This window comes from Pseudomonas sp. SWRI51 (genome assembly GCF_014268825.1).
Lineage (GTDB): Bacteria > Pseudomonadota > Gammaproteobacteria > Pseudomonadales > Pseudomonadaceae > Aquipseudomonas > Aquipseudomonas farsensis.
In genome coordinates this window covers 1-23,085 of record NZ_JABWRG010000082.1, presented here as the reverse complement: position 1 = coordinate 23,085, position 23,085 = coordinate 1, and the positions used below count along the sequence as shown (strand labels likewise).

Here is a 23,085-nt window from a genome sequence, read left to right as displayed (position 1 = left end):
TTTTCAGGGCTGCTGCGCAGCCCAACGCGGGACAAGCCCGCTCGCCACGACTCTCTATCATTTCCCACAGGATTGGGGCCAACCAGCAATGTTGCGGTTGAGCACGGCCTGCGATGAGGCCATCCGCAACCACCACGATTGCGCTTCAGCGCACCAGCAAGCGGCCTGGCTGCGCGGGTTGCAGCAGGTACTCGATCAGCGCCGCCACCGGCAACGGCCGGCTGACCAGAAAACCCTGCACCTGATCGCAGCCAAATGTTTGCAGCAGCGCCATCTGCTCCTCGCTTTCGACACCCTCAGCCACCACTTCTAGGTTGAGGTTGTGCGCCAGGTTGATCATGGCGTGAACCAGCTTGCGGTTCTCTTCACGTTGCTCCATGCCGGCAACAAAGCTTCGGTCGACCTTAAGCAAAGTGATCGGCAAGCTGTTCAAGTGCACGAACGACGAGAACCCCGTGCCAAAGTCATCCAGCGAAAACCGCACACCCAGCCGGCCCAGCGCGTCCATGGTCTGGCGCACCAGTTCGTTGCGGCGCATCACCGCTGTTTCGGTCAGCTCGAATTCCAGCCAGCGCGCATCGACGCCGTGTTCAAGAATCAGCCGGCTCAAGGTGGCCAGCAACTGGCTGTCCTGGAACTGGCGGAAACTCAGGTTGACCGCCATGTGCAGCGGCGCCAGGCCGCGCTCGCGCAGGGTTTGCATATCGCTCAGCGCGCGGGAAATCACCCAGTAGCCCAACGGCACGATCAGCCCGCTCTGCTCGGCCAGCGGCACGAACTCGCTGGGCGGCAGCAGGCCGCGTTCAGGGTGGTTCCAACGCACCAACGCTTCAAGCCCGACAATGCTGCCATCGGCCAGGTTCAGCCGTGGCTGGTAGTGCAGCTCCAGCTCGTCACGGCGCAGGGCGCGGCGCAGCTCGCTTTCGAGGTCGGCAAGGCTGCGGGCGTTGCGGTTGATGCGTTCGTTGAACACATGGAAGGTGCAGCCCTGGCTGCCCTTGGCCTGGCGCATGGCGATATGGGCATGCCACATCAAAGGGTCGGCGCCCGCCTGGGCGCGGGCGTGGGCAATGCCCAGGCTGCAGCCGAGCATCAGGCTTTCGCCGTCGATCCAGTAGGCTTCGGTCAAGGCTTCGACAATCCGCTCGGCCATCCACTCGGCGCGGTTGGGGTCGCGGCGGGTGTCGATCAGCAGGGCGAACTCGTCGCTGCCAAGGCGCGCCAGCTGGTCACCGGCTTCCAACTGCTTTTGCAGACGGGCCACAACCTGCAGGATCAGCCGGTCGCCGCCCTGGTGGCCGAGGGCGTCGTTGACGTGGCGGAAGTTGTCGAGGTCCAGGTGGCCCAGGGCCACGCCACGCCCTTCGTTTTCGGCCAGCCGCGTGGTCAGCAAGGCCTGGAAGCCCTGGCGGTTGGCGATGCCGGTCAGCGGGTCCTGTTCGGCCAGGCGCTGCAGCGTTGCCACCAGCACCCCGCGCTCGCGCACATGGCGCAGGCAGCGGCGCAGGGCATCGCTGGTCAGTTGCGCCAGCACCAGCCAGTCGCTGACCCCAACCGGCGTTGCGCCAGGCTCTTGCTCAAGCAGCAAGACCGTCGGCAACTCGCAACGCCCGGGCGCGGGTAACAAGGATGGCGTTGCCAGCACTACGGCCTGGCGGTCGCCAGCGAACAGGCTGTCGACCGACGCCCAGTCTGGCGCAGTCAGCAACACCGCGCTGCCCGCCAACGGTTGCAGGCATTCGCGCAGGCGCGCCGCCCACTCGGGCTCATCGGCCAGCAACAGCAAACGCAGGGGTTCGGCGGGCGTGGACAAGCAAGCTCCTTAGATGGTGAGGCGACGGATGCGGAATATCCTACCGCAACAAATGAAAATGATTTTCATTTTTATTCGTAAACCATCCCTGGCCGTGTCCGACGCATTTTGACGTGCATCCTGCGCGAAAGCTGCGCAACCGGCAAACGGGATTTCGGCTATTTTCACGACGATTGGCCACCGGCTGAACCGATTGCGTTAAAACGTTGACTCCGGCGTCAGACGGTCACGCCATAACCGCCCCATGCTGCTAGAATGCGCGGCTATTTTCTGGCGACCCCCGGTTCTAGCATGTCCCGACTCAATCCCCGGCAACAGGAAGCCCGTGACTACGTCGGCGGCCCTCTTTTGGTGCTCGCCGGTGCCGGCTCCGGCAAGACCAGCGTGATCACGCGCAAGATTGCCCACCTCATCCAGAACTGCGGCATCCGTGCCCAGTACATCGTCGCGATGACCTTTACCAACAAGGCCGCGCGCGAGATGAAAGAGCGGGTCGCCACCCTGCTGCGCCCAGGCGAAGGCCGCGGCCTGACGGTGTGTACCTTCCACAACCTGGGCCTGAACATCATCCGCAAGGAACACGCGCGGCTGGGCTACAAGCCGGGGTTCTCGATCTTCGACGAGTCCGACATCAAGGCCTTGCTGTCGGACATCATGCAGAAGGAATACTCAGGCGACGACGGCATCGACGAGATCAAGAACATGATCGGTGCCTGGAAAAACGACCTGATCCTGCCCCCGGAAGCCCTGGAAAAGGCGCGCAACCCCCGCGAGCAGACCGCCGCCATTGTCTACACCCACTACCAGCGCACGCTCAAGGCGTTCAACGCGGTGGACTTCGACGACCTGATCCTGCAGCCGGTCAAGCTGTTCCAGGAGCACCCCGAGGTGCTGGAGCGCTGGCAGAACCGCGTGCGCTACCTGCTGGTGGACGAATACCAGGACACCAACGCCAGCCAGTACCTGCTGGTGAAAATGCTGATCGGCACGCGCAACCAGTTCACCGTGGTCGGCGACGATGACCAGTCGATCTACGCCTGGCGCGGAGCTCGGCCAGAAAACCTGATGCTGCTCAAGGAGGACTACCCCTCCCTGAAAATCGTCATGCTCGAGCAGAACTACCGCTCCACCAGCCGCATCCTGCGCTGCGCCAACGTGCTCATTGCCAACAACCCCCACGCCTTCGAAAAGCAGCTGTGGAGCGAGATGGGCGTGGGCGACGAGATCCGTGTGATCCGCTGCAAGAACGAGGAAGCCGAGGCCGAGCGTGTGGCCATGGAAATCCTCACCCTGCACCTGCGTACCGACCGCCCGTACAGCGACTTCGCCATCCTTTACCGGGGCAACTACCAGGCCAAGCTGATCGAACTCAAGCTGCAGCACCACCAAGTGCCGTATCGCCTGTCCGGTGGCAACAGCTTCTTCGGCCGCCAGGAGGTCAAGGACCTCATGGCCTACCTGCGCCTGCTGGTCAACCCGGATGACGACAACGCCTACCTGCGGGTAATCAACGTGCCGCGCCGCGAAATCGGCTCGACCACCCTGGAAAAACTGGGCAACTACGCCACCGAACGTGGCGTTTCGATGTATGCCGCCAGCGAAGAACTGGGCCTTGGCGAACACCTGGACGCCCGTTACACCGAGCGCCTGCAGCGCTTCAAGCACTGGCTGGACGGGGTACGCCACAAGGTCGCGCTGGACGACCCGATTGCCGCGCTGCACGAGATGATCCGCGACATCGACTACGAGAACTGGATCCGCCAGCAGACGGCCAGCGACAAGGCGGCGGAGTTTCGCATCAGCAACGTCTGGTTCCTGGTCGAAGCGCTGAAAAACACCCTCGAAAAAGACGAAGAGGGTGAAATGACCATCGAGGATGCCATCGGCAAGCTGGTGCTGCGTGACATGCTCGAACGCCAGCAGGAAGAAGAAGAGAACGCCGAAGGCGTGCAGATGATGACCCTGCACGCGTCCAAGGGCCTGGAATTCCCGTACGTGTTCATCATGGGCATGGAGGAAGAAATCCTCCCCCACCGTTCGAGCATCGAGGCCGACACCATCGAAGAGGAGCGCCGCCTGGCCTACGTGGGCATTACCCGCGCGCGCCAGACACTGGCGTTCACCTACGCTGCCAAGCGCAAGCAGTACGGCGAAATCATCGACTGCACGCCCAGCCGGTTCCTTGACGAACTGCCGCCGGACGACCTGGCCTGGGAAGGCTTGGATGACGCCCCCGTGGAAGTCAAAGCCGCGCGCGGCAACAACGCCCTGGCCGATATCCGGGCGATGCTCAAACGCTGATCAACCTTTACTCTTTAACTTTGCCGCCGTGTTGCGGCGACCTTTGCTCCATCGAGGAATCCACAGTGCAAGCACTGCAGCAGAAAATTCGCGAAGAAGGCATCGTGCTTTCCGATCAGGTTCTCAAAGTCGACGCGTTTCTCAACCACCAGATCGACCCTGCGCTGATGCAGTTGATCGGTGACGAGTTCGCCCGCCGATTCGCCGATTCCGGCGTGACCAAGATCGTCACCATCGAAGCCTCGGGTATTGCGCCTGCGGTGATGACGGGCCTGAAGCTGGGTGTGCCGGTGATCTTCGCCCGCAAGCACCAGTCGCTGACCCTGACCGAGAACCTGCTGACCGCCTCGGTGTACTCCTTCACCAAGCAGACCGAGAACACCGTGGCGGTTTCGCCGCGCCATCTCAACAGCAGCGACCGCGTGCTGGTGATCGACGACTTCCTGGCCAACGGCAAGGCGTCGCAGGCGCTGATCTCGATCATCAAGCAGGCCGGCGCCACCGTGGCGGGCCTGGGTATCGTTATCGAGAAGTCGTTCCAGGGCGGGCGCGCCGAGCTGGACAGCCAGGGCTACCGCGTCGAGTCGCTGGCCCGGGTCAAATCGTTGGAAGGTGGCGTGGTTACCTTCATCGAGTAAGGCCCGAACACCTGCCCGGGCCTCATCGCAGGCTGGCGCCAGCTCCCACAGAGACCGTGCACAGCCGCAGTGTTGCGGTGTGACCCCGATTCCTGTGGGAGATTCTATGGTTTCAGGCAAGTCGCTTTTGATTGTGTAGGAGCGGCCTTGTGTCGCGAAAGGGCTGCGAAGCGGCCCCAGGATTTGTGCCTCATGCAGAATCGTCGGGGCTGCTACGCAGCCCTTTCGCGACACGAGGCCGCTCCTACAGACATCGCGCACCGCCCCAACACCAGGCCTGGCCCAGATTCCTGTGGGGGCGACAGCCTGCGATGAGGCCTGAACAGGCCTGCACAGAACCGTGTCCGAAACCTCGGCATGAGCGGGGCAAGCCCGCCCTTGCGTTTAACGGGTAGCCGCAAGCCCTGCCAGCAACAAGCGCTGGTACAGCTCCTCCTTGAGCCCCTGCGGCTGCGCCAGTTGCATGCGCGCCAGGTGCGCTTCATAGCCTTCAGGCCCTGGCGCATCCAGCGCGGCCTTGCCCAACTCCAGCACCTCGCTCAGCTTGAACTTGCTCTTGAGCCAGTTCAGCGCACGCAGCAGGTCGCGCTCTTCGGCGGTGAAATCGCTGCCCAGCGGGTACTCGGGGAACAACCGCCCATGCCGGGTCCTGATCGCTTCCAGGCGGTCGGGCGTGTTGTCGCGGTAACGCGCATCCAGCTCGAAACCCTTGGCCAGCTTGCCTGCCGCCTTGGCTTGGGCCATCAGCTCGGCCTGGAAGCGTGAATCGCAGATCGCCAGCAGCCGGGCAATGCATTCGCTGTCGGTCTGCCCGCGCAGGTCGGCAATGCCGTACTCGGTGATGACGATATCGCGCAGGTGCCGGGGAATGGTGCAGTGCCCATAGGTCCAGTACAGGTTCGAGTTGACCTCACCGCCCGCCTCACGCCAGCTACGCAGCAGCAGCACCGAGCGTGCGCCCTCCAGCGCATGGCCCTGGGCGACGAAGTTGTATTGCCCGCCTACCCCGCTGAGCACCCGGCCGTCCTCCAGCTGGTCAGCCACGGCGGCGCCCATCAGGGTCATGCCGAACACGCTGTTGACGAAGCGGGCATCGCGGCGCTGACGGCGCTTGAGCGCTTCCTGGCCGTACAGCTCGTTGATGAAGCTGATGCCAGTCATGGCGAACTGTGCCCGCTGCTCAAGCGGCATTTCACGCAGCCGCTGGTAAAAATCCCGCGGGCCAAGGAAGAACCCACCATGCACCAGCACCCCGTCCTCATCGGCAGGCCGGCGCACCACCCCAGCTTCGGCCAGGGCCAGCAGGCCGTTGACGAACATCTCGCTGCAGCCGTACAGGCCTTGGGCGAAACTATCCAGCCCGCCCTCGCGGTTGATCAGCCCCTGCCATGGGCGAATGTCCAGCTCATCGAGCAGCGCCCGGTAACCGCCGTTGTCACCCTGGCGTGCCAGCAACGCGGCCGCCAACGCATCGCCCATGGCGCCGATGCCGATCTGCAGCGTGCCGCCATCGCGCACCAAGGTGCTGGCGTGCAGGCCAATGCAGTGGTCTTGCGTGTTCACCGGCATGTTCGGGGTACTGAACAGCCGGCGCTGTTCGGGGGTATCGATCAGCAGGTCGAAATCGTCGATGGCCAGCTCCGAGTCGCCGGGCATGTACGGCAGTTCGGCATGCACTTGGCCGAGCAGCAAAATGGTTTCGCCCGCCGCGCGGCGGCGTTCGATCATCGGCAGCAAGTCGAGGGTGATATCGGGGTTGCAGGCAAGGCTCAGGTGGCCCGGGCGCTCGGGCGCGGCGGCCACCAGTTGGGCCACCAGGTTCAGGCCCTTGGCATTGATGTCGCGGGCGGCGTGGCTGTAATTGCTGCTGACATAGTCCTGCTGCGCCTGCTCGCTGTGCAGCAGGCTGCCGGGCTGCATGAAGAACTGCTCGACGCGGATGTTCGGCGGCAAGCTGCCAGCGCGCAGGTCGGCCAGGTAGGTCAGCTCCTCATAGTCAGCGAATACCCGCTCCACGAACGGCTCCAGCAGACGCCGCTGCAGGCCATTGCCAAGCGCAGGGCGGCCAAGCGACAGCGCGGTGTAGAGGGTCAGACGGCGCTCAGGCAGATCGCGGATGCGGGCGTACAGCGCATTGACGAAGGCATTGGGCTTGCCCAGGCCCAAGGGCAGGCCCAGGTGGATGTGGGCAGGTAGCCGGGCGAGCGCGTGATCGACCGCCTGTTCGATGGAGCAGAGGTGCATGGGGCCTCCTGAGTCGTCCATGGGTTCAGGGGGTTGGACAGGGGTTTGGTTGGGTTGGTTGCCTGTGCAGCCCAATAGGGGTGGGGACAGAGTACTGTGCAGGCTTGTTCAGGCCTCATCGCAGGCTATCGCCAGCTCCCACAAGATTTCGGCCAGCCCTCAATGTTGCGGCTGTGCACGGTCTCTGTGGGAGCTGGCGATAGCCTGCGATGAGGCCGGAGCAAGCCTGCATCGAACTGTGCTCCAAAAACTCGACGCGGGCTTGCTCGGAGTGCCGAACCAGCGCGACTGCGTCGTACCCGTGACACAAAAAACCCGCCAAGTAGGCGGGCCTTGTGCGCATCAGCCTTGGCTCACAGCCCCGACATTTTCTGGATCGCAGCCTTGAGGTCGTCGTCCGAGCAATCGGAGCAGGTGCCCTTCGGCGGCATGGCGTTGATGCCGGTGATGGCCTTGGCCAGGATGCCGTCGAGGCCGCCCTGGTGGTCGGCGCGTTCTTTCCAGGCGGCGGTGTCGCCGACTTTCGGCGCGCCCAGCAGGCCGGTGCCATGGCAGGCATTGCAGTGCTTGGCGATGATTTCGTCGGGCGTCTTGGCGCCGCCGCCACCTGCCGAAGCTGCCACTTCCATGCCTTTGCATTCCTGGCCCTGGACGCACACCTGGCCGACCGGTTCAAGGCGCTTGGCGATATCGTCATTGGTTGCAGCGGTTGCGCTGGCTGCCCACAGGGCGAGTACAGCTGCTGGTACGGCCAGCATCTTCTTGATCTGGTTCACGCGAACACCCTCATGGTGGCTAATCACGCCCGCGGCCACGGTATCGCGAGCGTTGAAAAGTATAGCGGGAACCCGCAGGCCGTGAAACGACCCCACTCCTAGAAAGGGTATTGGCGAGTCAATGCACTGCGCTGGATCAAAAGTTCGACGGGGTCGCCGCGCTGATCAACCGTGCCGGCTCGTCAAAAGGGTTGCGAAAACGGTGCGGGCGGGTGCTTTCAAAGTAGTAGCTATCGCCCGCTTCGAGCAGAAACGTCTCGGCCCCCACTACCAGCTCCAGGCGCCCTTCGAGCAGGATGCCGGTTTCCTCGCCATCATGGGTGAGCATTTCTTCACCGGTGTCGGCGCCCGGCGGGTATTCCTCGTTGAGGAAGGCGATGGCGCGGTTGGGGTGCGACTTGCCGACCAGCTTCATGGTCACGGCGCCGTCGGAAATGTCGATCAGTTCGTGGGCCTTGTAGACGATCTGCGTAGGGCTCTCAGGCGCCATTTCGACCGAGAAGAACTCGACCATGGACATCGGAATGCCGCTCAGCACCTTGCGCAGCGAGCTGATCGAAGGGCTGACGCTGTTCTTTTCGATCATCGAAATGGTGCTGTTGGTCACCCCGGCGCGTTTGGCGAGTTCGCGCTGGGACAGGCCTTTGAGCTTGCGAATGGCTTGCAGTCGTTCACCGACGTCCAATGCGTGCGCCTCCAGAAACGGTCGAGGTGGGGGGATGTGTGGGAGATATGATGGCAACGCCGTTCAGTATTTACAACACACACGCCCCGCAACCGGTCCGCTTCTGCGGTTTATTCGCCGATGTACTCCAGCGGCACTCGCTTGAGGTTGCAGAAGATCTGGTAGGCGATGGTATCGGCCTGCTGCGCCACGTCGCTGGCCAGCACCTGCTTGCCCCACAGCTCCACCGGGCTGCCGACGGTGGCCTCGGGCACCTCGGTGAGGTCGACGCAGAGCATGTCCATCGACACCCGGCCGATCAGCCCGGTGCGCTTGCCTGCCACCACAACCGGCGTGCCAGTGGGCGCGTGGCGTGGGTAGCCGTCAGCGTAACCCATGGCCACCACACCGACGCGGGTGGGGCGTGGGCTGATGAACCGGGCGCCGTAGCCGACCGGCTCGCCAGCGGGCAGTTCACGCACGCTGATGATGCGCGATTGCAGGGTCATCACCGGTTGCAGACGGCTGGCCTGGGCCTGTTCGACCTCGAACGGGCTGGCGCCATACAGCATGATGCCGGGGCGCACCCAGTCGCTCTTGATAGCCGGCCAGCCCAGCACCGCAGGCGAGTTGCGCAGGCTGCACTCTGCCGCCAGGCCCTTGCGTGCGGCGTCGAACACCGCCACTTGCTGGGCGGTGGCATCGACGTCGAGTTCATCGGCGCGGGCGAAGTGGCTCATCAGCACGATGCGCGCAACCTTGCCGCTGGCCAGCAAGCGCTGGTAGGCGCTGTGGTAATCCTTGGGGTGGATGCCGACACGGTGCATGCCGGTGTCCATCTTCAGCCACAGCGTCAGCGGCTTGTGCACCGCGCTCTGCTCAATGGCTTCGAGCTGCCATAGCGAATGCACCACGCACCACAGGTCGTGCTCGGCGATCAGCGCCAACTCGCTGGCTTCGAAAAAGCCTTCGAGCAACAACACCGGAGCCTTGATGCCGGCCGCACGCAGTTCCAGCGCTTCTTCGATGCAGGCCACGGCAAAGCCGTCGGCCTCGGCTTGCAGCGCCTGTGCACAGCGCACCGCACCATGCCCGTAGGCGTCAGCCTTGACCACGGCGAGCGCCTTGGCGCCGGTCAGTTCTCGGGCAAGGCGGTAGTTGTGGCGCAGGGCCTGGAGGTCGATCAGGGCGCGGGCGGGGCGCATGGCGGTGCTGCCTTATAGTGGTTGAACTCGGTGTTTCAGACTGATCACGGCGCGAGCCCGCCCCACCCAACCGTGGGAGCGAGCTTGCCCAGCGTTTGGCCATTACTGGTGCGCAGGCGCCGTATGACCCTGCTTGGACACTTCCCGTTCGTTGCCGTAGCGAGAAATATCCAGGCCTTCGGCGCTGATCTGCGGCTTTTTGCGTGCAATCAGGTCTGCCAGCAGGCGCCCGGAGCCGCAAGCCATGGTCCAGCCCAGCGTGCCGTGGCCTGTATTGAGGAACAGGTTGCGGTAGCGGGTGGCGCCAACGATGGGCGTGCCGTCCGGGGTTGCCGGGCGCAGGCCGGTCCAGAAATCGGCCTGGCTCAGATCGCCGCCGCGAGGATAAAGGTCGTTGACGATCATCTCCAGCGTTTCGCGCCGACGCGGGTTCAGCGTCAGGTCGAAACCTGCGATTTCGGCCATGCCGCCCACGCGGATGCGGTTGTCGAAACGGGTGATCGCAACCTTGTAGGTTTCGTCGAGAATGGTCGAGGTCGGCGCCATGCTGGCATCGGTGATCGGCACCGTCAGCGAGTAACCCTTGAGCGGGTAGACCGGCGCCTTGATACCCAGCGGCTTGAGCATCTGCGGCGAATAGCTGCCCAGTGCCAGCACATAGCGGTCGGCGGTTTCCAGCTTGCCGTCGACCCACACGCCATTGATGCGGTCACCGGCGAAGTCCAGGCGCTGGATGTCTTGGCCAAAGCGGAATTCAACGCCTTCCTTGATGGCCATTTCAGCAAGCTTGGTGGTAAACAGCTGGCAGTCGCCGGTCTGGTCGTTAGGCAGCCGCAGGGCGCCGGCGAGGATACCTTTGACGCCGGCCAGAGCCGGCTCCACGCGGGCGATGCCGTCACGGTCAAGCAACTCGTACGGCACACCGGACTGCTCCAGCACGGCAATGTCCTTGGCAGCGGCATCGACCTGAGCCTGGGTACGGAACAGCTGCGTGGTGCCCAAGGTGCGGCTTTCATAGGCGATGCCGGTTTCGGCGCGCAGTTCGTCGAGGCAGTCACGGCTGTATTCGGACAACCGCACCATGCGCTCTTTGTTCACCGCGTAGCGGCTGGCGGTGCAGTTGCGCAGCATCTGCGCCATCCACAGGTACTGGTCGACATCGCCTGTGAGCTTGATGGCCAGCGGGGCGTGGCGCTCCAGCAGCCACTTGATGGCCTTGAGCGGCACACCCGGCGCGGCCCAGGGCGACGCGTAGCCGGGCGAGATCTGGCCGGCGTTGGCAAAGCTGGTTTCCATGGCCACCGCTGGCTGGCGGTCGACCACCGTTACCTCGAAACCTTGCCGGGCCAGGTAATAGGCACTGGCGGTTCCGATCACACCGCTACCAAGTACCAGAACTCGCATCGTTTACCCCTCGCACGCGGCGCACCGCGCTGTTTTGTTGGAATGGCATGGATGCGCGCAGTATAGGAAGCAAAGGCCAGTGCAATTCACTATATAAAGGCCTATATTTGGCGAGAATTCTCGGCACAAACGCCTTTCACGGAGCGGCATCCCCTATGCGAACCCAGCACCAAAGCAAGCGTGAACTGGACAAGATCGACCGTAACATCCTGCGCATCCTGCAGAATGACGGGCGTATTTCCTTCACCGAACTGGGCGAGAAAGTCGGGCTGTCGACCACACCCTGCACCGAGCGCGTGCGCCGCCTGGAGCGCGAAGGGATCATCATGGGCTACAACGCCCGGCTGAATCCGCAGCACCTCAAGGGCAGCCTGTTGGTGTTCGTCGAAATCAGCCTGGACTACAAGTCTGGCGACACCTTCGAAGAATTCCGCCGAGCCGTGCTCAAGTTGCCCCATGTGCTGGAGTGCCACCTGGTGTCGGGTGACTTCGACTACCTGGTGAAGGCGCGGATTTCCGAGATGGCCTCGTACCGCAAGCTGCTCGGCGACATCCTGCTCAAGCTGCCGCATGTGCGCGAATCGAAGAGCTACATCGTGATGGAAGAAGTCAAAGAGAGCCTGTGCCTGCCGATCCCGGACTGACGCTCAAACCAGCACTTGCCGCGTGCTGGCAATGAACTGATGCACCAGCTGTTCGGCCTCGGGCTCGATGGCTTGCGCGGGCCCTCGGCCTCGCGGGCAGGCCAGGCGCGGTGTGGTGCCGAACAGGCGGCAGATCATCGGGCGCTCTTCATAGACGGTGCAGCCGTTGGGGCCGAGGTGGACGCAGTCCAGGCGCTCCAGGGCGGCCTCCTGCTGCTTTTGTGACTTGCGCGGCAGGCGGGCCATTTCTTCGGCCGAGGTGGTCACCGGGCCGCAGCAGTCGTGGCAGCCGGGCTCGCACTCGAACGAAGGGATGAGTTCGCGCAGGAAGTGGATCTTGTGGCTATTGCAGGACATGGCATCGCATCGGTCAGGTGTGCGCCGCAGTATAAGGCCAATCGCGCGATGGCAGGCGCGGTCTTCGTGGCAGCGGGCTTGCCCCGCGATTGGCCAGTTGCCTATGCTCCACCTTTCGCCTCAACCCAGGACGCTCCTCCATGATCCACAGCGCGCAGCACGCCGCCTCCTACTATGCCGCCAGCAGCGCGCCGCACCCCGCTCACCCGTTCCTGCAGGGCGAACACAGCGCCGATGTGTGTGTGGTTGGCGGTGGCTATTCGGGGCTCAATACCGCCATCGAGCTGGCCGAGCGGGGGTTTTCGGTCATCCTGTTGGAGGCGCGCAAGCTCGGTTGGGGCGCCAGCGGGCGCAACGGCGGGCAGTTGATTCGCGGCGTCGGCCACGGCCTTGAGCAGTTTCTGCCGGTACTTGGCGAAGACGGCGTGCGCAGCTTGAAGCTGATGGGCCTGGAGGCCGTCGAGATTGTCCGCGAGCGCGTTGCCCGGCACGCCATCGACTGCGACCTGACCTGGGGCTATTGCGACCTGGCCAACAAACCTGCCGAGCTGCAAGGCTTCGCCGAAGAGGCGCAGGCCCTGCGCAGCCTGGGGTATGCCCACGAATTGCGGCTGGTGGCCAAGGAAGATATCCACAGTGTGGTTGGCGCCGAGCGTTATGTCGGCGGCCTGGTCGACATGGGTTCGGGCCACCTGCACCCGCTCAACTTGGCCCTCGGCGAAGCCGCCGCTGCTGCGCGCCTGGGGGTGCAGCTGTTCGAGCAGTCCGAGGTCACCCGCATCGACTACGGCACACAAGTCACGGTGCACACCGCCCAAGGCCAGGTGCGGGCCAAGACCCTCGTGCTGTGCTGCAACGCCTACCACAACAACCTCAACCGCGAACTGGGCGGCAAGGTACTGCCCGCCGGCAGCTATATCATCGCCACCGAGCCGCTGGGTGAAGAGCGCGCCCGCCAGTTGTTGCCACAAAACATGGCGGTATGCGACCAGCGGGTGGCGCTGGATTATTACCGGCTGTCAGCCGACAACCGCCTGCTGTTCGGTGGCGCCTGCCATTATTCCGGGCGCGACCCGAAGGACATCGCTGCGTACATGCGCCCGAAGATGTTGCAGGTATTCCCGCAACTGGCAGATGTGCGCATCGACTATCAATGGGGCGGCATGATCGGCATTGGCGCCAACCGCCTGCCGCAGATCGGCCGCCTGGCCGGGCAGCCCAATGTGTACTACGCCCAGGCTTACTCCGGGCACGGCCTCAACGCCACCCACCTGGCAGGGCGCCTGCTTGGCGAAGCGATCAGCGGGCAGCACAGCGGGCGTTTCGACCTGTTCGCCAAGGTGCCCCACCCAACCTTCCCTGGCGGCCAGTTGCTGCGCTCGCCGCTGCTGGCGTTGGGGATGTTGTGGTATCGGCTTAAAGAGTTGCTGTAGAGGCCAGCTTCCACAAAAATCAAAAACGACGCGGCCTTAGTGTAGGAGCGGCCTTGTGTCGCGAAAGGGCTGCGTCGCAGCCCCGGGATTTTGCAGGAGGCGCAGATACCGGGGCCGCTGCGCAGCCCTTTCGCGACACAAGGCCGCTCCTACAGAGGTCGCGCTTTGCAGCCACAGTGGCTCACTCACGCCAAAACGGCTTGCAGCCCTCTTCGCGGGCCTGCTCCCAGCTCAGCCCGATATCACGCAATTGCCGCGCATCGAGCTCCAGCAGCGACCGGCGGGTGCGCCAGCGATGCAGCATCATGCCCCAGCGGCTCAGGTTGGCGAGCGGATCGTAGACATTGCTCGCTTGACCGGCCTCCAGTTCCTTGGCCAACAGTTGCACACGCACATCACTGAAACTTCCCATCGCTGCGATCTCCCACTGAGTTGATACTGTGTGCACAGCTTGCGCCCGGCAGGTAATGGCGATACAGATTCAACCCCTGTTTATTATTTCCATACAGAATTAGCGCAGTACGCGCTGAATGGAGTATTTTCCTACGATCTGTATCGGTCCCTGCCTACAGAACCACCCCGGAGTATGCCGTGACGCTCTACCTCAACCTGGCAGAACTGCTCGGCTCGCGCATCGAGCAGGGCCTGTATCGCCCCGGCCAGCGCCTACCTTCGGTGCGCGCCCTGAGCGTCGAGCACGGCGTCAGCCTGAGCACCGTACAGCAGGCCTACCGCATGCTCGAAGACAACGGCCTGGTCTCGCCACGGCCCAAGTCCGGCTACTTCGTTGCCGAAGACCGCCAGCTACCCGCCCTACCCGCCATCAGCCGCCCGGCACAGCGCCCTGTGGATATCTCACAGTGGGAGCAAGTGCTGGAGCTTGTGCGCAGCACGCCGCACCCGGACGTCATCCAGCTTGGGCGCGGCATGCCCGATATCGACAGCCCCACCCTCAAGCCGTTGCTGCGCAGCCTGGCGCAGATCAGCCGGCGCATGGACATGCCTGGGCTGTATTACGACAACATCCACGGCAACGTACAGTTGCGCGAGCAGATCGCCCGGCTGATGCTCGATTCCGGCTGCCGCTTGGGCACCGCCGACCTGGTGGTGACCACCGGTTGCCACGAAGCGCTGTCGTGCAGCATCCGCGCGGTGTGCGAGCCCGGCGATATCGTCGCGGTAGACTCGCCGAGCTTCCACGGCGCCATGCAAACGCTCAAAGGGCTGGGCATGAAGGCGCTGGAGATCCCCACCGACCCCATCACCGGCATCAGCCTCGAAGCGCTGGAGCTGGCCCTTGAGCAGTGGCCGATCAAGCTCATCCAGATCACCCCCAACTGCAACAACCCGCTGGGCTACATCATGCCCGAGGCACGCAAGAAGGCCCTGCTGACCCTCGCCCAGCGCTACGACGTGGCGATTCTCGAAGACGACGTGTATGGCGACCTTGCCTACACCTACCCACGGCCAAGCACAGTCAAGTCATTCGACGACGATGGCCGCGTGTTGCTGTGCAGTTCGTTCTCCAAGACCCTGGCGCCCGGCCTGCGCGTGGGCTGGGTAGCGCCTGGGCGGTACCTGGAGCGGGTGCTGCATATGAAGTACATCAGCACCGGCTGTACCGCCTGCCAGCCGCAACTGGCGATTGCCGACTTCATTGCCGAGGGCCACTACCAGCCGCACCTGCGCCGCATGCGCAGCCAATACCAGCGCGCCCGCGACCAGATGAGCGACTGGGTGACCCGCTACTTCCCGCCCGGCACCCGCGCCAGCCGGCCCCAGGGCGGCTTCATGCTGTGGGTGGAATTGCCGGAAAGTTTCGATACGCTGCGCCTGAACCGGGCTTTACTGGAACAAGGCGTACAGATTGCCGTGGGCAGCATCTTTTCGGCGTCGGGCAAGTACCGCAACTGCTTGCGCATGAACTTCGCCGCGCGACCAACCCCGCAGATCGAAGCCGCCGTGCGCAAGGTTGGGGAAACCGCCATGCGCCTGCTGCAGGCCGAGCTGCACGGCGGGTAACTTTGCCGCGCATTCGGTGGTCCAAGCCCCAAGCCCTTGCCCCACAGGATGCATCACCCTTGAGACTCCAGCGAGCTGTGCCTCTGCTGCTGGCGCTGCTGCTCGGCCTTGCCGGCTGCGCCAGCGTCAGTACCCCGCGCAATGTCAGCCAGGCGTTGCCGGCCAGCGATTCGGCGTTCGGCCGCTCGGTGCTGCGCCAGGCAGCGCCGTATCAAGGGCGCTCGGGCTTTCGCCTGCTGCCCAACAGCAACGAGGCGTTCCGCGCCCGTGCCGAGCTGATCCGCAACGCGCAAACCAGCATCGACGTGCAGTACTACATCGTCCATGACGGCCTCAGCACCCGCGCCCTGGTGCACGAGCTACTGCGCGCGGCCGACCGTGGCGTGCGCGTGCGGGTGTTGCTGGACGACACCGCAAGCGACGGCCTGGATACGCTGATCGGCACCCTGGCCGCCCACCCGAACATCCAGATCCGCGTGTTCAACCCCCTGCACCTGGGCCGCGGCACTGGCGCGACCCGCGCCGCAGGCCGCTTGCTGAACCTGTCGCGCCAGCACCGGCGCATGCACAACAAGCTGTTTCTGGTCGACAACAGCATGGCCATCGTCGGCGGACGCAACCTGGGCGATGAGTACTTCGACGCCGAACCCAACCTGAACTTCACCGACATCGACCTGCTGAGCGTTGGCCCTGTGGCCGAGCAGTTAGGGCACAGCTTCGACCAGTACTGGAACAGCGCGCTCAGCCGGCCGATCAACGACTACTTGTGGCGCCAGCCCGATGGCGACGACCTGCGCGCCAGCCGCCAGCGCCTGGAGACCTGGCTGGCCAAGGCGCGCATTGACCGCAAGGCAGCCTACGAGCGGCTGATGGCCTACCAGGCCCAGCCGCGCCTGGACGTCTGGCGCAACGAACTGATCTGGGCCCACAGCCAGGCATTGTGGGACGCGCCGAGCAAGGTGCTGGCCGCAGGCGAGCCGGACACGCAACTGCTGATGAGCCACCAACTGGCGCCCGAGCTTAACGGCGTGCACCGCGAGCTGATTCTGGTGTCGGCCTATTTCGTGCCCGGGCAACCGGGCCTGTTGTACCTGACCAGCCGCGCCGATGCCGGCGCCTCGGTCAAGCTGCTGACCAACTCGCTGGAAGCCACAGACGTGCCGGCGGTGCACGGCGGTTATGCGCCCTACCGCCGCGCGCTGCTGGAGCACGGCGTCGAACTGTACGAGCTGCGCCGCCAGCCGGGCGACGCCATCAGCCGCCGCGGCCTGACCTTGCGCGGCAGCTCCGATTCCAGCCTGCACAGCAAGGCGATGGTGTTCGACCGGCACAAGACCTTTATCGGTTCGTTCAACTTCGACCCCCGTTCGGTGCTGTGGAACACCGAAGTCGGGGTGCTGGTAGACAGCCCGGAGCTTGCCGAATACACCCGCGAGCTGGCGTTGCAGGGTATGGCGCCGGCGCTTAGCTACCAGCCGCAGTTGCTCGACGGCAAGATGGTCTGGGTGACCGAGGACAACGGCCAGCGCCACGTCCTGCTGACCGAACCGGGCGGCTGGTGGCGGCGCTTCAATGCCTGGGTGAGCAAGGCGGTGGGGTTGGAGAAGATGCTGTAGCCGCATCGCGGGGCAAGCCCGCTCCCACGCTTTGAGCGCCTGAGCCTTCAGGTTTTTTGCACGCTTGTGGTGACCTCATCGCAGGCTGTCGCAGAACGGTGCCCCCACACTCGGCGTGGGAGCGGGCTTGCCCCGCGATGGCGGTGGCTCAGACCGGCGCCGGCTCGAAGGCATCCTTGCGCCGGGTCAGCAGCACCAGCCCGGCAGCGCCCGCTGCCATCAACCACAGCAGCGCATGCCCGCTGACCCATTGGCTGCCAGCCCCGGCCAGCAACGGCCCGAGCAGGCAGCCAATACCCCACAACTGCGCCACATGGGCATTGGCGCGCACCAGCGCATCATCGCGGTAGCGTTCGCCAATCAACACCAGCGACAGGGTAAACAGCCCGCCCGCACTGGCGCCGAACAGCACCCACAACGGCCAGATCAACGGTGTGTGCAACAGCAGCGGAATCGCCAGGCTGGACACCATCAGCAACAGTGCACAGCCGCTGAACAGCGTGCGCCGGGACATACGGTCAGCCAGCGCGCCAATCGGCAACTGCAACACCGCATCCCCCACCACCACTGTCCCCACCATGAACAGCGCCACCTCGGCGGTAAAACCCTGCTGCAGGCAATACACCGGCAGCAAGGTCAGAATCATCGCCTCGAACGCGGCAAACAGCGCGATAGCCCAGGCGATCACCGGCAAGCGCCGACAGAAGCCCAGCAAGTCGCCAAAGGTCACGTTGCAGGCCTCGGTGCTGGGCGCCCCGCCGCGCCCCAGCAGGACCAACGGCGCCAGCAACAGCAAACCGGTGGCGGCCCAGAAGCCAAAGTCATCGTCCGAGCCGAGAAAGCCCAGCACCAGCGGCCCGGCCAGTTGGCTGAGTGCATAGCTGCTGCCATACAGCGCCACCAGCCGCCCGCGCCAATGCTCGACCACCAACTGGTTGATCCAGCTTTCGCCAAGGATGAACACCACGGTCAGCGACATGCCGATCATCAGCCGCAGCAGCAACCACAGCGCATAGCTGGGCAACAGCGCCACGAGGCCAATCGACAGCGCCCCGCCCCACAGGCACAGGCGCATTGCCGTGGGCACGCCCACCCAGCCGGCCAGGCGGCTGGCCAGGCTGGCGCCGATCAGTACGCCAATGGCGGGCATCGCCGCCATGACGCCGATGGCGAAGCTGCCGTAACCCCAGCTTTCGAGGCGCAGGGACACCAGCGGCATGCTCACGCCCAAGGCAAGCCCGACGCTGAGCACGGATGCCAGCACGGCGAAGTAGGTGCCCCAACGCATGGCGGCCTCCGGGGCGCAAACAGTGGGTATGAAGCATCGCGGTGGCTCGGAATGCCGAACCACCGCGAAAAGGCGCTAGTGGATTACAGCTTGATCCAGGTCGCCTTCAGCTCGGTGTATTTTTCCAGCGCGTGCAGCGACTTGTCACGGCCATTGCCCGACTGCTTGAAACCACCGAACGGCGCGGTCATGTCGCCGCCGTCGTACTGGTTGACCCAGACGCTGCCAGCGCGCACCGCGCGTGCCGTCTTGTGGGCCTTGGAGATGTCTGCGGTCCAGATACCCGCCGCCAGGCCATACGGCGTGTCGTTGGCAATTGCCACGGCTTCTTCGGCGCTGTCGAAGGTGATGACCGACAGCACCGGGCCGAAGATCTCTTCCTGGGCGATTTTCATGGCGTTGGTCACGCCATCGAAGATGGTGGGCTCGACATAGGTGCCGCCCGTTTCTTCAAGGATGCGCTTGCCGCCAGCCAGCAGCTTGGCGCCGTCCTGGTGGCCGGCATCGATGTACGACAGCACGGTGTTCATCTGCTGGGTGTCCACCAGAGCCCCCACGGTGGTGGCTGGGTCCAGCGGGTTGCCTGGTTTCCAGGCCTTCAGCGCCTCGACCACCATCGGCAGGAACTTGTCCTTGATCGAACGCTCGACCAGCAGGCGCGAGCCTGCGGTGCAGACTTCGCCCTGGTTGAAGGCGATGGCGCTGGCGGCAGCTTCGGCTGCGGCTTGCAGGTCTGGGGCATCGGCGAAGACGATGTTCGGGCTCTTGCCGCCGGCTTCTAGCCAGACGCGCTTCATGTTCGACTCACCGGCGTAGATCATCAGTTGCTTGGCGATCTTGGTGGAGCCGGTGAACACCAGGGTATCGACGTCCATGTGCAGGGCCAGCGCCTTGCCCACGGTGTGGCCATGGCCTGGCAGCACGTTGAGCACGCCTTTCGGCAGGCCGGCTTCGATGGCCAGCTGAGCGATGCGGATGGCGGTCAGTGGCGACTTCTCCGACGGCTTGAGTACGATGGAGTTACCGGTCGCCAGGGCCGGGCCGAGCTTCCAGCTAGCCATCAGCAGCGGGAAGTTCCATGGCACGATGGCTGCAACCACACCCACTGGCTCGCGGGTCACCAGGCCAAGCTGGTCGTGCGGCGTGGGGGCCACTTCGTCGTAGACTTTGTCGATGGCCTCGGCGGTCCAGTGAATGGCATTGGCAGCGCCAGGCACGTCGATGGACGAGGAGTCACCGATGGGCTTGCCCATGTCGAGGGTTTCCAGCAGGGCCAGCTCTTCAACGTGCTGGCGCAGCAGGCCTGCGAAGCGGATCAGGGTTGCCTTGCGCTTGGCCGGTGCCAGGCGCGACCAGACACCGGATTCGAACACTTCACGGGCGTTCTCGACGGCGCGGTTGGCGTCGGCCAGGTCACAGCTGGCAACCTTGGCCAGGAAGCGTCCGTCCACCGGGCTCAGGCAGTCGAAGGTTTCACCGGATACGGCATCGGTGTATTCGCCGTTGATGAACGCGCGGCCTTCGATCTTCAGTTGCTGGGCACGCTGTTCCCAGTCCGCACGAGTCAGGGTGGTCATAGGAAACTCCTCTCTTGTTTAGGTGCAGCGCCGCACTGAGGACTCACGGGCGCTGTCAGAAATTCTGGCCGGGCGACGACGCGCACGGGCAAACGCCACCCTAAACCAGGCCAGCTAAACTATCAATATATTTGACACAAAAGGCCTAAAAGCCTACTGATGTGCATTTTATTAAACAACAACAGGGTATCTACCATGAGTATCGCCAGCATCGTCGACTTCGCCCAGGTGCTCACCGAAGCAGAACGCTACCGCCCGGCAGCCGAGAAAATCATCAAGGGCGAGCCGGACCAGGCGGTCTACAACCACTACTCAAGCCCATGCGGGCAGTTTGCTGCGGGCGTGTGGGAAGGCGAGCAGGGCCAGTGGACAGTGAACTACACCGAGCATGAATACTGCGAGATCGTCCAGGGCGTGTCGGTGCTGCGCGATGAGCAAGGCAATGCCAAGACCCTGCGCGCCGGCGACCGCTTCGTGATCCCCGCAGGCTTCAAGGGCACCTGGGAAGTGCTGGAGCCGTGCCGCAAGATCTACGTGATGTTCGAGCAGAAATAACCCGCGTGGGCTTGCAGCAGGCATAAAAAAACCCGCCACCTTTCGGGAGCGGGTTTTTCAAGGTTGCCGATCAATTACTTGATCTTGGCTTCCTTGTACACCACGTGCTTGCGAACAACGGGATCGTACTTCTTGATCTCGATTTTGTCCGGGGTGGTGCGCTTGTTCTTGTCGGTGGTGTAGAAGTGGCCGGTACCGGCACTCGAAACCAGACGGATCAATTCACGCATGATGCTCTCCCTTAGACCTTGGCGCCAGCTTTACGGATGTCAACCAGAACGGCATCGATGCCGCGCTTGTCGATGATACGCATGCCTTTGGCGGAAACGCGCAGACGCACGAAACGCTTCTCGGATTCAACCCAGAAACGGTGGTGCTGCAGGTTTGGCAGGAAACGACGACGGGTTTTGTTGTTTGCGTGGGAAATGTTGTTCCCGGTTACTGGACCCTTACCAGTAACTTGACAGACTCTCGACATGACTCAGCCCTCTAAAACCACATGCCCAACCCGGCATGGGTTGGCCGCTTAATCTCTCAGTCTTTGGCGCCAGGCGCCGTGATTCTGGAGGTCTTACCGACCGGATTCGCTGATGCGACAGGCCGAGCCCCTAGAAAAGAGCGCTGCTTTATACCAGAAAGACTTAGCCACAACAACAGAATATGAGTGTTCTGTAGTCGCAGAGTGCGCCGGGGCAGCATAACGACTGGGGCGCCGGGCTGTCGACCGCCCGTCGCCGAATTAATGCGGATGGGTGTGGTCATTTGCTCCAGCCCGCACTAGGGTAGGAACTTTCCCAGACTGCACCGGCAGATGGTGCCATTTGATAGCCAAGGAGCCACCATGCGTGCTGCCGCCCTTTCTCTACTTTTCACCGCCTTCTGCGCGGCGGGCATGGCCCAGGCCGCCCCGCTGGCGGTGTGCACCGAAGCCAGCCCGGAAGGCTTCGATGTGGTCCAGTACAACTCGCTGACCACCACCAATGCCTCGGCCGATGTGCTGATGAACCGCCTGGTCGAGTTCGACGCCGCAGCCGGCAAGGTGGTGCCAAGCCTTGCGGAGCGCTGGAGCGTGTCGCCAGATGGGCTGATCTACGACTTCCAGCTGCGAAAAGACGTTAAATTCCACACAACGGCGTATTTCAAACCGAGCCGTCAACTCAGCGCAGACGACGTGCTGTTCAGCTTCCAGCGCATGCTTTACCCGGCGCATGCCTGGCACAAGACCGCACCGGGCGGTTACCCCCATGCGCAGTCGCTGCAACTGGGCAGCCTGATCAAGTCGATCGACGCACCCGATGCCCACTCGGTGCGTTTCACCTTGACCCACCCGGATGCCACCTTCCTGGCGACCCTGAGCATGGGCTTTGCCTCGATCTACTCGGCTGAATACGCCGACAAGCTGCTCAAGGCCGGCACCCCGGAAAAACTCAACACCCAGCCCATCGGCACCGGCCCGTTTGTGTTCCAGCGCTTCCAGAAGGACGCCGTGGTGCGCTACCGCGCCAACCCCGACTACTTCGCCGGCAAGCCGTCGGTCGACCCGTTGATCTTCGCCATCACCACCGACGCCAACGTGCGCCTGCAAAAACTCAAGCGCAACGAGTGCCAGGTCGCCCTCTCGCCCAAGCCACTGGATGTGGCCGAAGCCAGCAAGAACGCTGATTTGAAGGTGGCCAGCACGCCAGCCTTCATGACCGCGTTCGTGGCCATCAACAGCCAGCATCCGCCGCTGGACAAGCCTGAAGTGCGCCAGGCGATCAACCTGGCCTTCGACAAGGCCGCCTACCTCAAGGCTGTGTTCGAAGGCACAGCCACCGCCGCCAACGGCCCGTATCCGCCCAACACCTGGAGCTACGCCAAGGACCTGCCGGGCTACGCCATGGACCAGGACAAAGCCCGCGCGCTGCTGGCCAAGGCTGGCCTTGCCGACGGTTTCAGCACCACCATCTGGACCCGCCCCTCGGGCAGCCTGCTCAACCCCAACCCAAGCCTGGGCGCGCAGATGCTGCAGGCCGACCTGGGCAAGGTCGGCATCAAGGCCGAGGTGCGTACCATCGAGTGGGGCGAGCTGATCCGCCGCGCCAAGGCGGGCGAGCATGACCTGCTGTTCATGGGTTGGGCCGGCGACAACGGCGACCCGGACAATTTCCTCAGCCCGCAGTTTTCATGCGCGGCGGTGACCTCCGGGACCAACTTCGCGCGCTTTTGCGACAACCGCCTGGACCAGTTGATCAATGCTGGGCGCACCACCAACGACCAGAGCGTGCGCAGCCGCCTGTACCAACAGGCGCAGACGCTGATCCAGCAGCAGGCGCTGTGGGTACCGTTGGCGCACCCAACCGCCGCGACCTTGCTGCGCCAGGATGTACAAGGGTTCCAGAGCAGCCCGTTCGGGCGGCTGGAGTTCAGCAAGGTGACAGTCGGGCGTTGATCGGCATTCCGAGCAAGCCCGCTCCCACAGAGTGTGGCTTACCGCTACATCGATAATGCCGTGTCACGCGGTCAATGTAGGAGCGGCCTTGTGTCGCGATGGGCTGCAAAGCAGCCC

Annotated in this window: 20 protein-coding genes; 8 read left to right on the top strand and 12 right to left on the bottom strand. The window is 63.8% G+C overall.

Annotated features, from left to right (window positions below):
• Positions 1-145: 145 nt before the first annotated feature.
• Complete coding sequence (locus HU720_RS19170) at positions 146-1,813, bottom strand: bifunctional diguanylate cyclase/phosphodiesterase (RefSeq protein ID WP_186521800.1); 1,668 nt, start codon at positions 1,811-1,813, stop codon at positions 146-148.
• A 291-nt stretch (positions 1,814-2,104) separates the two neighbouring features.
• Between HU720_RS19170 and rep the strand changes: the two genes are divergently transcribed.
• The gene (rep, locus tag HU720_RS19165) at positions 2,105-4,114 is read left to right on the top strand and encodes a DNA helicase Rep (RefSeq protein WP_186521798.1); all 2,010 of its coding nucleotides are present in this window, start codon (positions 2,105-2,107) and stop codon (positions 4,112-4,114) included.
• A gap of 65 nt (positions 4,115-4,179) precedes the next feature.
• Entirely contained in the window at positions 4,180-4,752 is a 573-nt protein-coding gene (locus HU720_RS19160; RefSeq protein WP_186521796.1) for a xanthine phosphoribosyltransferase, read from the top strand.
• A gap of 384 nt (positions 4,753-5,136) precedes the next feature.
• On the opposite strand, the gene HU720_RS19155 is transcribed toward HU720_RS19160, so the two are convergent.
• The 5 genes from HU720_RS19155 to dadA all read right to left on the bottom strand — a co-directional run bounded on the left by HU720_RS19155 (position 5,137) and on the right by dadA (position 11,045).
• Positions 5,137-6,996 (bottom strand): acetyl-CoA hydrolase/transferase family protein, encoded by a 1,860-nt coding sequence (locus HU720_RS19155; protein ID WP_186521794.1) that lies wholly within the window; start codon positions 6,994-6,996, stop codon positions 5,137-5,139.
• A 353-nt stretch (positions 6,997-7,349) separates the two neighbouring features.
• Entirely contained in the window at positions 7,350-7,772 is a 423-nt protein-coding gene (locus HU720_RS19150; RefSeq protein WP_186521792.1) for a c-type cytochrome, read from the bottom strand.
• 136 nt (positions 7,773-7,908) lie between these two features.
• On the bottom strand, positions 7,909-8,457 hold the full coding sequence (locus HU720_RS19145) for a cupin domain-containing protein (protein ID WP_186521790.1): 549 nt from the start codon (positions 8,455-8,457) through the stop codon (positions 7,909-7,911).
• A 110-nt stretch (positions 8,458-8,567) separates the two neighbouring features.
• Positions 8,568-9,641, bottom strand: coding sequence for an alanine racemase (alr, locus tag HU720_RS19140; RefSeq protein ID WP_186521788.1), 1,074 nt, complete (start codon positions 9,639-9,641; stop codon positions 8,568-8,570).
• 102 nt (positions 9,642-9,743) lie between these two features.
• Entirely contained in the window at positions 9,744-11,045 is a 1,302-nt protein-coding gene (dadA, locus tag HU720_RS19135; RefSeq protein WP_186521787.1) for a D-amino acid dehydrogenase, read from the bottom strand.
• A gap of 155 nt (positions 11,046-11,200) precedes the next feature.
• On the opposite strand from dadA, the gene dadR reads away from it, so the two are divergent.
• Positions 11,201-11,689, top strand: a complete 489-nt coding sequence (gene dadR / locus HU720_RS19130; protein WP_003258963.1) for a transcriptional regulator DadR — start codon at positions 11,201-11,203, stop codon at positions 11,687-11,689.
• Positions 11,690-11,692: 3 nt separating this feature from the next.
• Here the strand turns inward: dadR and HU720_RS19125 are convergent, their stop codons facing one another.
• Positions 11,693-12,046: a YkgJ family cysteine cluster protein gene (locus HU720_RS19125; RefSeq protein ID WP_186521786.1), complete on the bottom strand. Its 354-nt coding sequence runs from the start codon at positions 12,044-12,046 to the stop codon at positions 11,693-11,695.
• A 140-nt stretch (positions 12,047-12,186) separates the two neighbouring features.
• Here HU720_RS19125 and HU720_RS19120 point away from each other — a divergent pair, with 140 nt between their 5' ends.
• Positions 12,187-13,479: an FAD-binding oxidoreductase gene (locus HU720_RS19120; RefSeq protein ID WP_186521785.1), complete on the top strand. Its 1,293-nt coding sequence runs from the start codon at positions 12,187-12,189 to the stop codon at positions 13,477-13,479.
• Between the two features lie 181 nt (positions 13,480-13,660).
• On the opposite strand, the gene HU720_RS19115 is transcribed toward HU720_RS19120, so the two are convergent.
• Positions 13,661-13,891 (bottom strand): DUF1127 domain-containing protein, encoded by a 231-nt coding sequence (locus HU720_RS19115; RefSeq protein ID WP_186521784.1) that lies wholly within the window; start codon positions 13,889-13,891, stop codon positions 13,661-13,663.
• Positions 13,892-14,070: 179 nt separating this feature from the next.
• Between HU720_RS19115 and HU720_RS19110 the strand changes: the two genes are divergently transcribed.
• Positions 14,071-15,501 carry an aminotransferase class I/II-fold pyridoxal phosphate-dependent enzyme gene (locus HU720_RS19110; protein WP_186521783.1) on the top strand — a complete coding sequence of 477 codons (1,431 nt, stop codon included), beginning with the start codon at positions 14,071-14,073 and terminating at the stop codon, positions 15,499-15,501.
• Between the two features lie 59 nt (positions 15,502-15,560).
• The gene (locus HU720_RS19105; protein WP_186521782.1) at positions 15,561-17,117 is read left to right on the top strand and encodes a phospholipase D family protein; all 1,557 of its coding nucleotides are present in this window, start codon (positions 15,561-15,563) and stop codon (positions 17,115-17,117) included.
• 148 nt (positions 17,118-17,265) lie between these two features.
• Here HU720_RS19105 and HU720_RS19100 read toward each other — a convergent pair whose 3' ends face one another.
• Both HU720_RS19100 and HU720_RS19095 read right to left on the bottom strand, forming a co-directional pair.
• On the bottom strand, positions 17,266-18,405 hold the full coding sequence (locus HU720_RS19100) for an MFS transporter (RefSeq protein ID WP_186521780.1): 1,140 nt from the start codon (positions 18,403-18,405) through the stop codon (positions 17,266-17,268).
• Positions 18,406-18,488: 83 nt separating this feature from the next.
• Positions 18,489-19,982 carry an aldehyde dehydrogenase gene (locus tag HU720_RS19095; RefSeq protein WP_186521779.1) on the bottom strand — a complete coding sequence of 498 codons (1,494 nt, stop codon included), beginning with the start codon at positions 19,980-19,982 and terminating at the stop codon, positions 18,489-18,491.
• Positions 19,983-20,177: 195 nt separating this feature from the next.
• Here HU720_RS19095 and HU720_RS19090 point away from each other — a divergent pair, with 195 nt between their 5' ends.
• Positions 20,178-20,537: a cupin domain-containing protein gene (locus HU720_RS19090; RefSeq protein ID WP_186521778.1), complete on the top strand. Its 360-nt coding sequence runs from the start codon at positions 20,178-20,180 to the stop codon at positions 20,535-20,537.
• A gap of 74 nt (positions 20,538-20,611) precedes the next feature.
• Here HU720_RS19090 and rpmG read toward each other — a convergent pair whose 3' ends face one another.
• Both rpmG and rpmB read right to left on the bottom strand, forming a co-directional pair.
• Positions 20,612-20,767, bottom strand: coding sequence for a 50S ribosomal protein L33 (gene rpmG / locus HU720_RS19085; RefSeq protein ID WP_003253507.1), 156 nt, complete (start codon positions 20,765-20,767; stop codon positions 20,612-20,614).
• An 11-nt stretch (positions 20,768-20,778) separates the two neighbouring features.
• Positions 20,779-21,015, bottom strand: a complete 237-nt coding sequence (gene rpmB, locus HU720_RS19080) for a 50S ribosomal protein L28 (protein ID WP_003253504.1) — start codon at positions 21,013-21,015, stop codon at positions 20,779-20,781.
• Positions 21,016-21,378: 363 nt separating this feature from the next.
• Here rpmB and HU720_RS19075 point away from each other — a divergent pair, with 363 nt between their 5' ends.
• Positions 21,379-22,968, top strand: a complete 1,590-nt coding sequence (locus HU720_RS19075; protein ID WP_186521777.1) for an ABC transporter substrate-binding protein — start codon at positions 21,379-21,381, stop codon at positions 22,966-22,968.
• Positions 22,969-23,085: the final 117 nt, after the last annotated feature.

Bases quoted from the DNA above. Each gene is read 5' to 3' on its own strand.
- dadR (WP_003258963.1), top strand. From the start codon at position 11,201: ATGCGAACCCAGCACCAAAGCAAGCGTGAACTGGACAAGATCGACCGT.
- HU720_RS19075 (WP_186521777.1), top strand. From the start codon at position 21,379: ATGCGTGCTGCCGCCCTTTCTCTACTTTTCACCGCCTTCTGCGCGGCG.
- HU720_RS19095 (WP_186521779.1), bottom strand. From the start codon at position 19,982: ATGACCACCCTGACTCGTGCGGACTGGGAACAGCGTGCCCAGCAACTG.
- rpmB (WP_003253504.1), bottom strand. From the start codon at position 21,015: ATGTCGAGAGTCTGTCAAGTTACTGGTAAGGGTCCAGTAACCGGGAAC.
- HU720_RS19100 (WP_186521780.1), bottom strand. From the start codon at position 18,405: ATGCGTTGGGGCACCTACTTCGCCGTGCTGGCATCCGTGCTCAGCGTC.
- rep (WP_186521798.1), top strand. From the start codon at position 2,105: ATGTCCCGACTCAATCCCCGGCAACAGGAAGCCCGTGACTACGTCGGC.
- HU720_RS19155 (WP_186521794.1), bottom strand. From the start codon at position 6,996: ATGCACCTCTGCTCCATCGAACAGGCGGTCGATCACGCGCTCGCCCGG.
- HU720_RS19120 (WP_186521785.1), top strand. From the start codon at position 12,187: ATGATCCACAGCGCGCAGCACGCCGCCTCCTACTATGCCGCCAGCAGC.
- alr (WP_186521788.1), bottom strand. From the start codon at position 9,641: ATGCGCCCCGCCCGCGCCCTGATCGACCTCCAGGCCCTGCGCCACAAC.
- dadA (WP_186521787.1), bottom strand. From the start codon at position 11,045: ATGCGAGTTCTGGTACTTGGTAGCGGTGTGATCGGAACCGCCAGTGCC.
- HU720_RS19115 (WP_186521784.1), bottom strand. From the start codon at position 13,891: ATGGGAAGTTTCAGTGATGTGCGTGTGCAACTGTTGGCCAAGGAACTG.
- rpmG (WP_003253507.1), bottom strand. From the start codon at position 20,767: ATGCGTGAATTGATCCGTCTGGTTTCGAGTGCCGGTACCGGCCACTTC.
- HU720_RS19125 (WP_186521786.1), bottom strand. From the start codon at position 12,046: ATGTCCTGCAATAGCCACAAGATCCACTTCCTGCGCGAACTCATCCCT.
- HU720_RS19090 (WP_186521778.1), top strand. From the start codon at position 20,178: ATGAGTATCGCCAGCATCGTCGACTTCGCCCAGGTGCTCACCGAAGCA.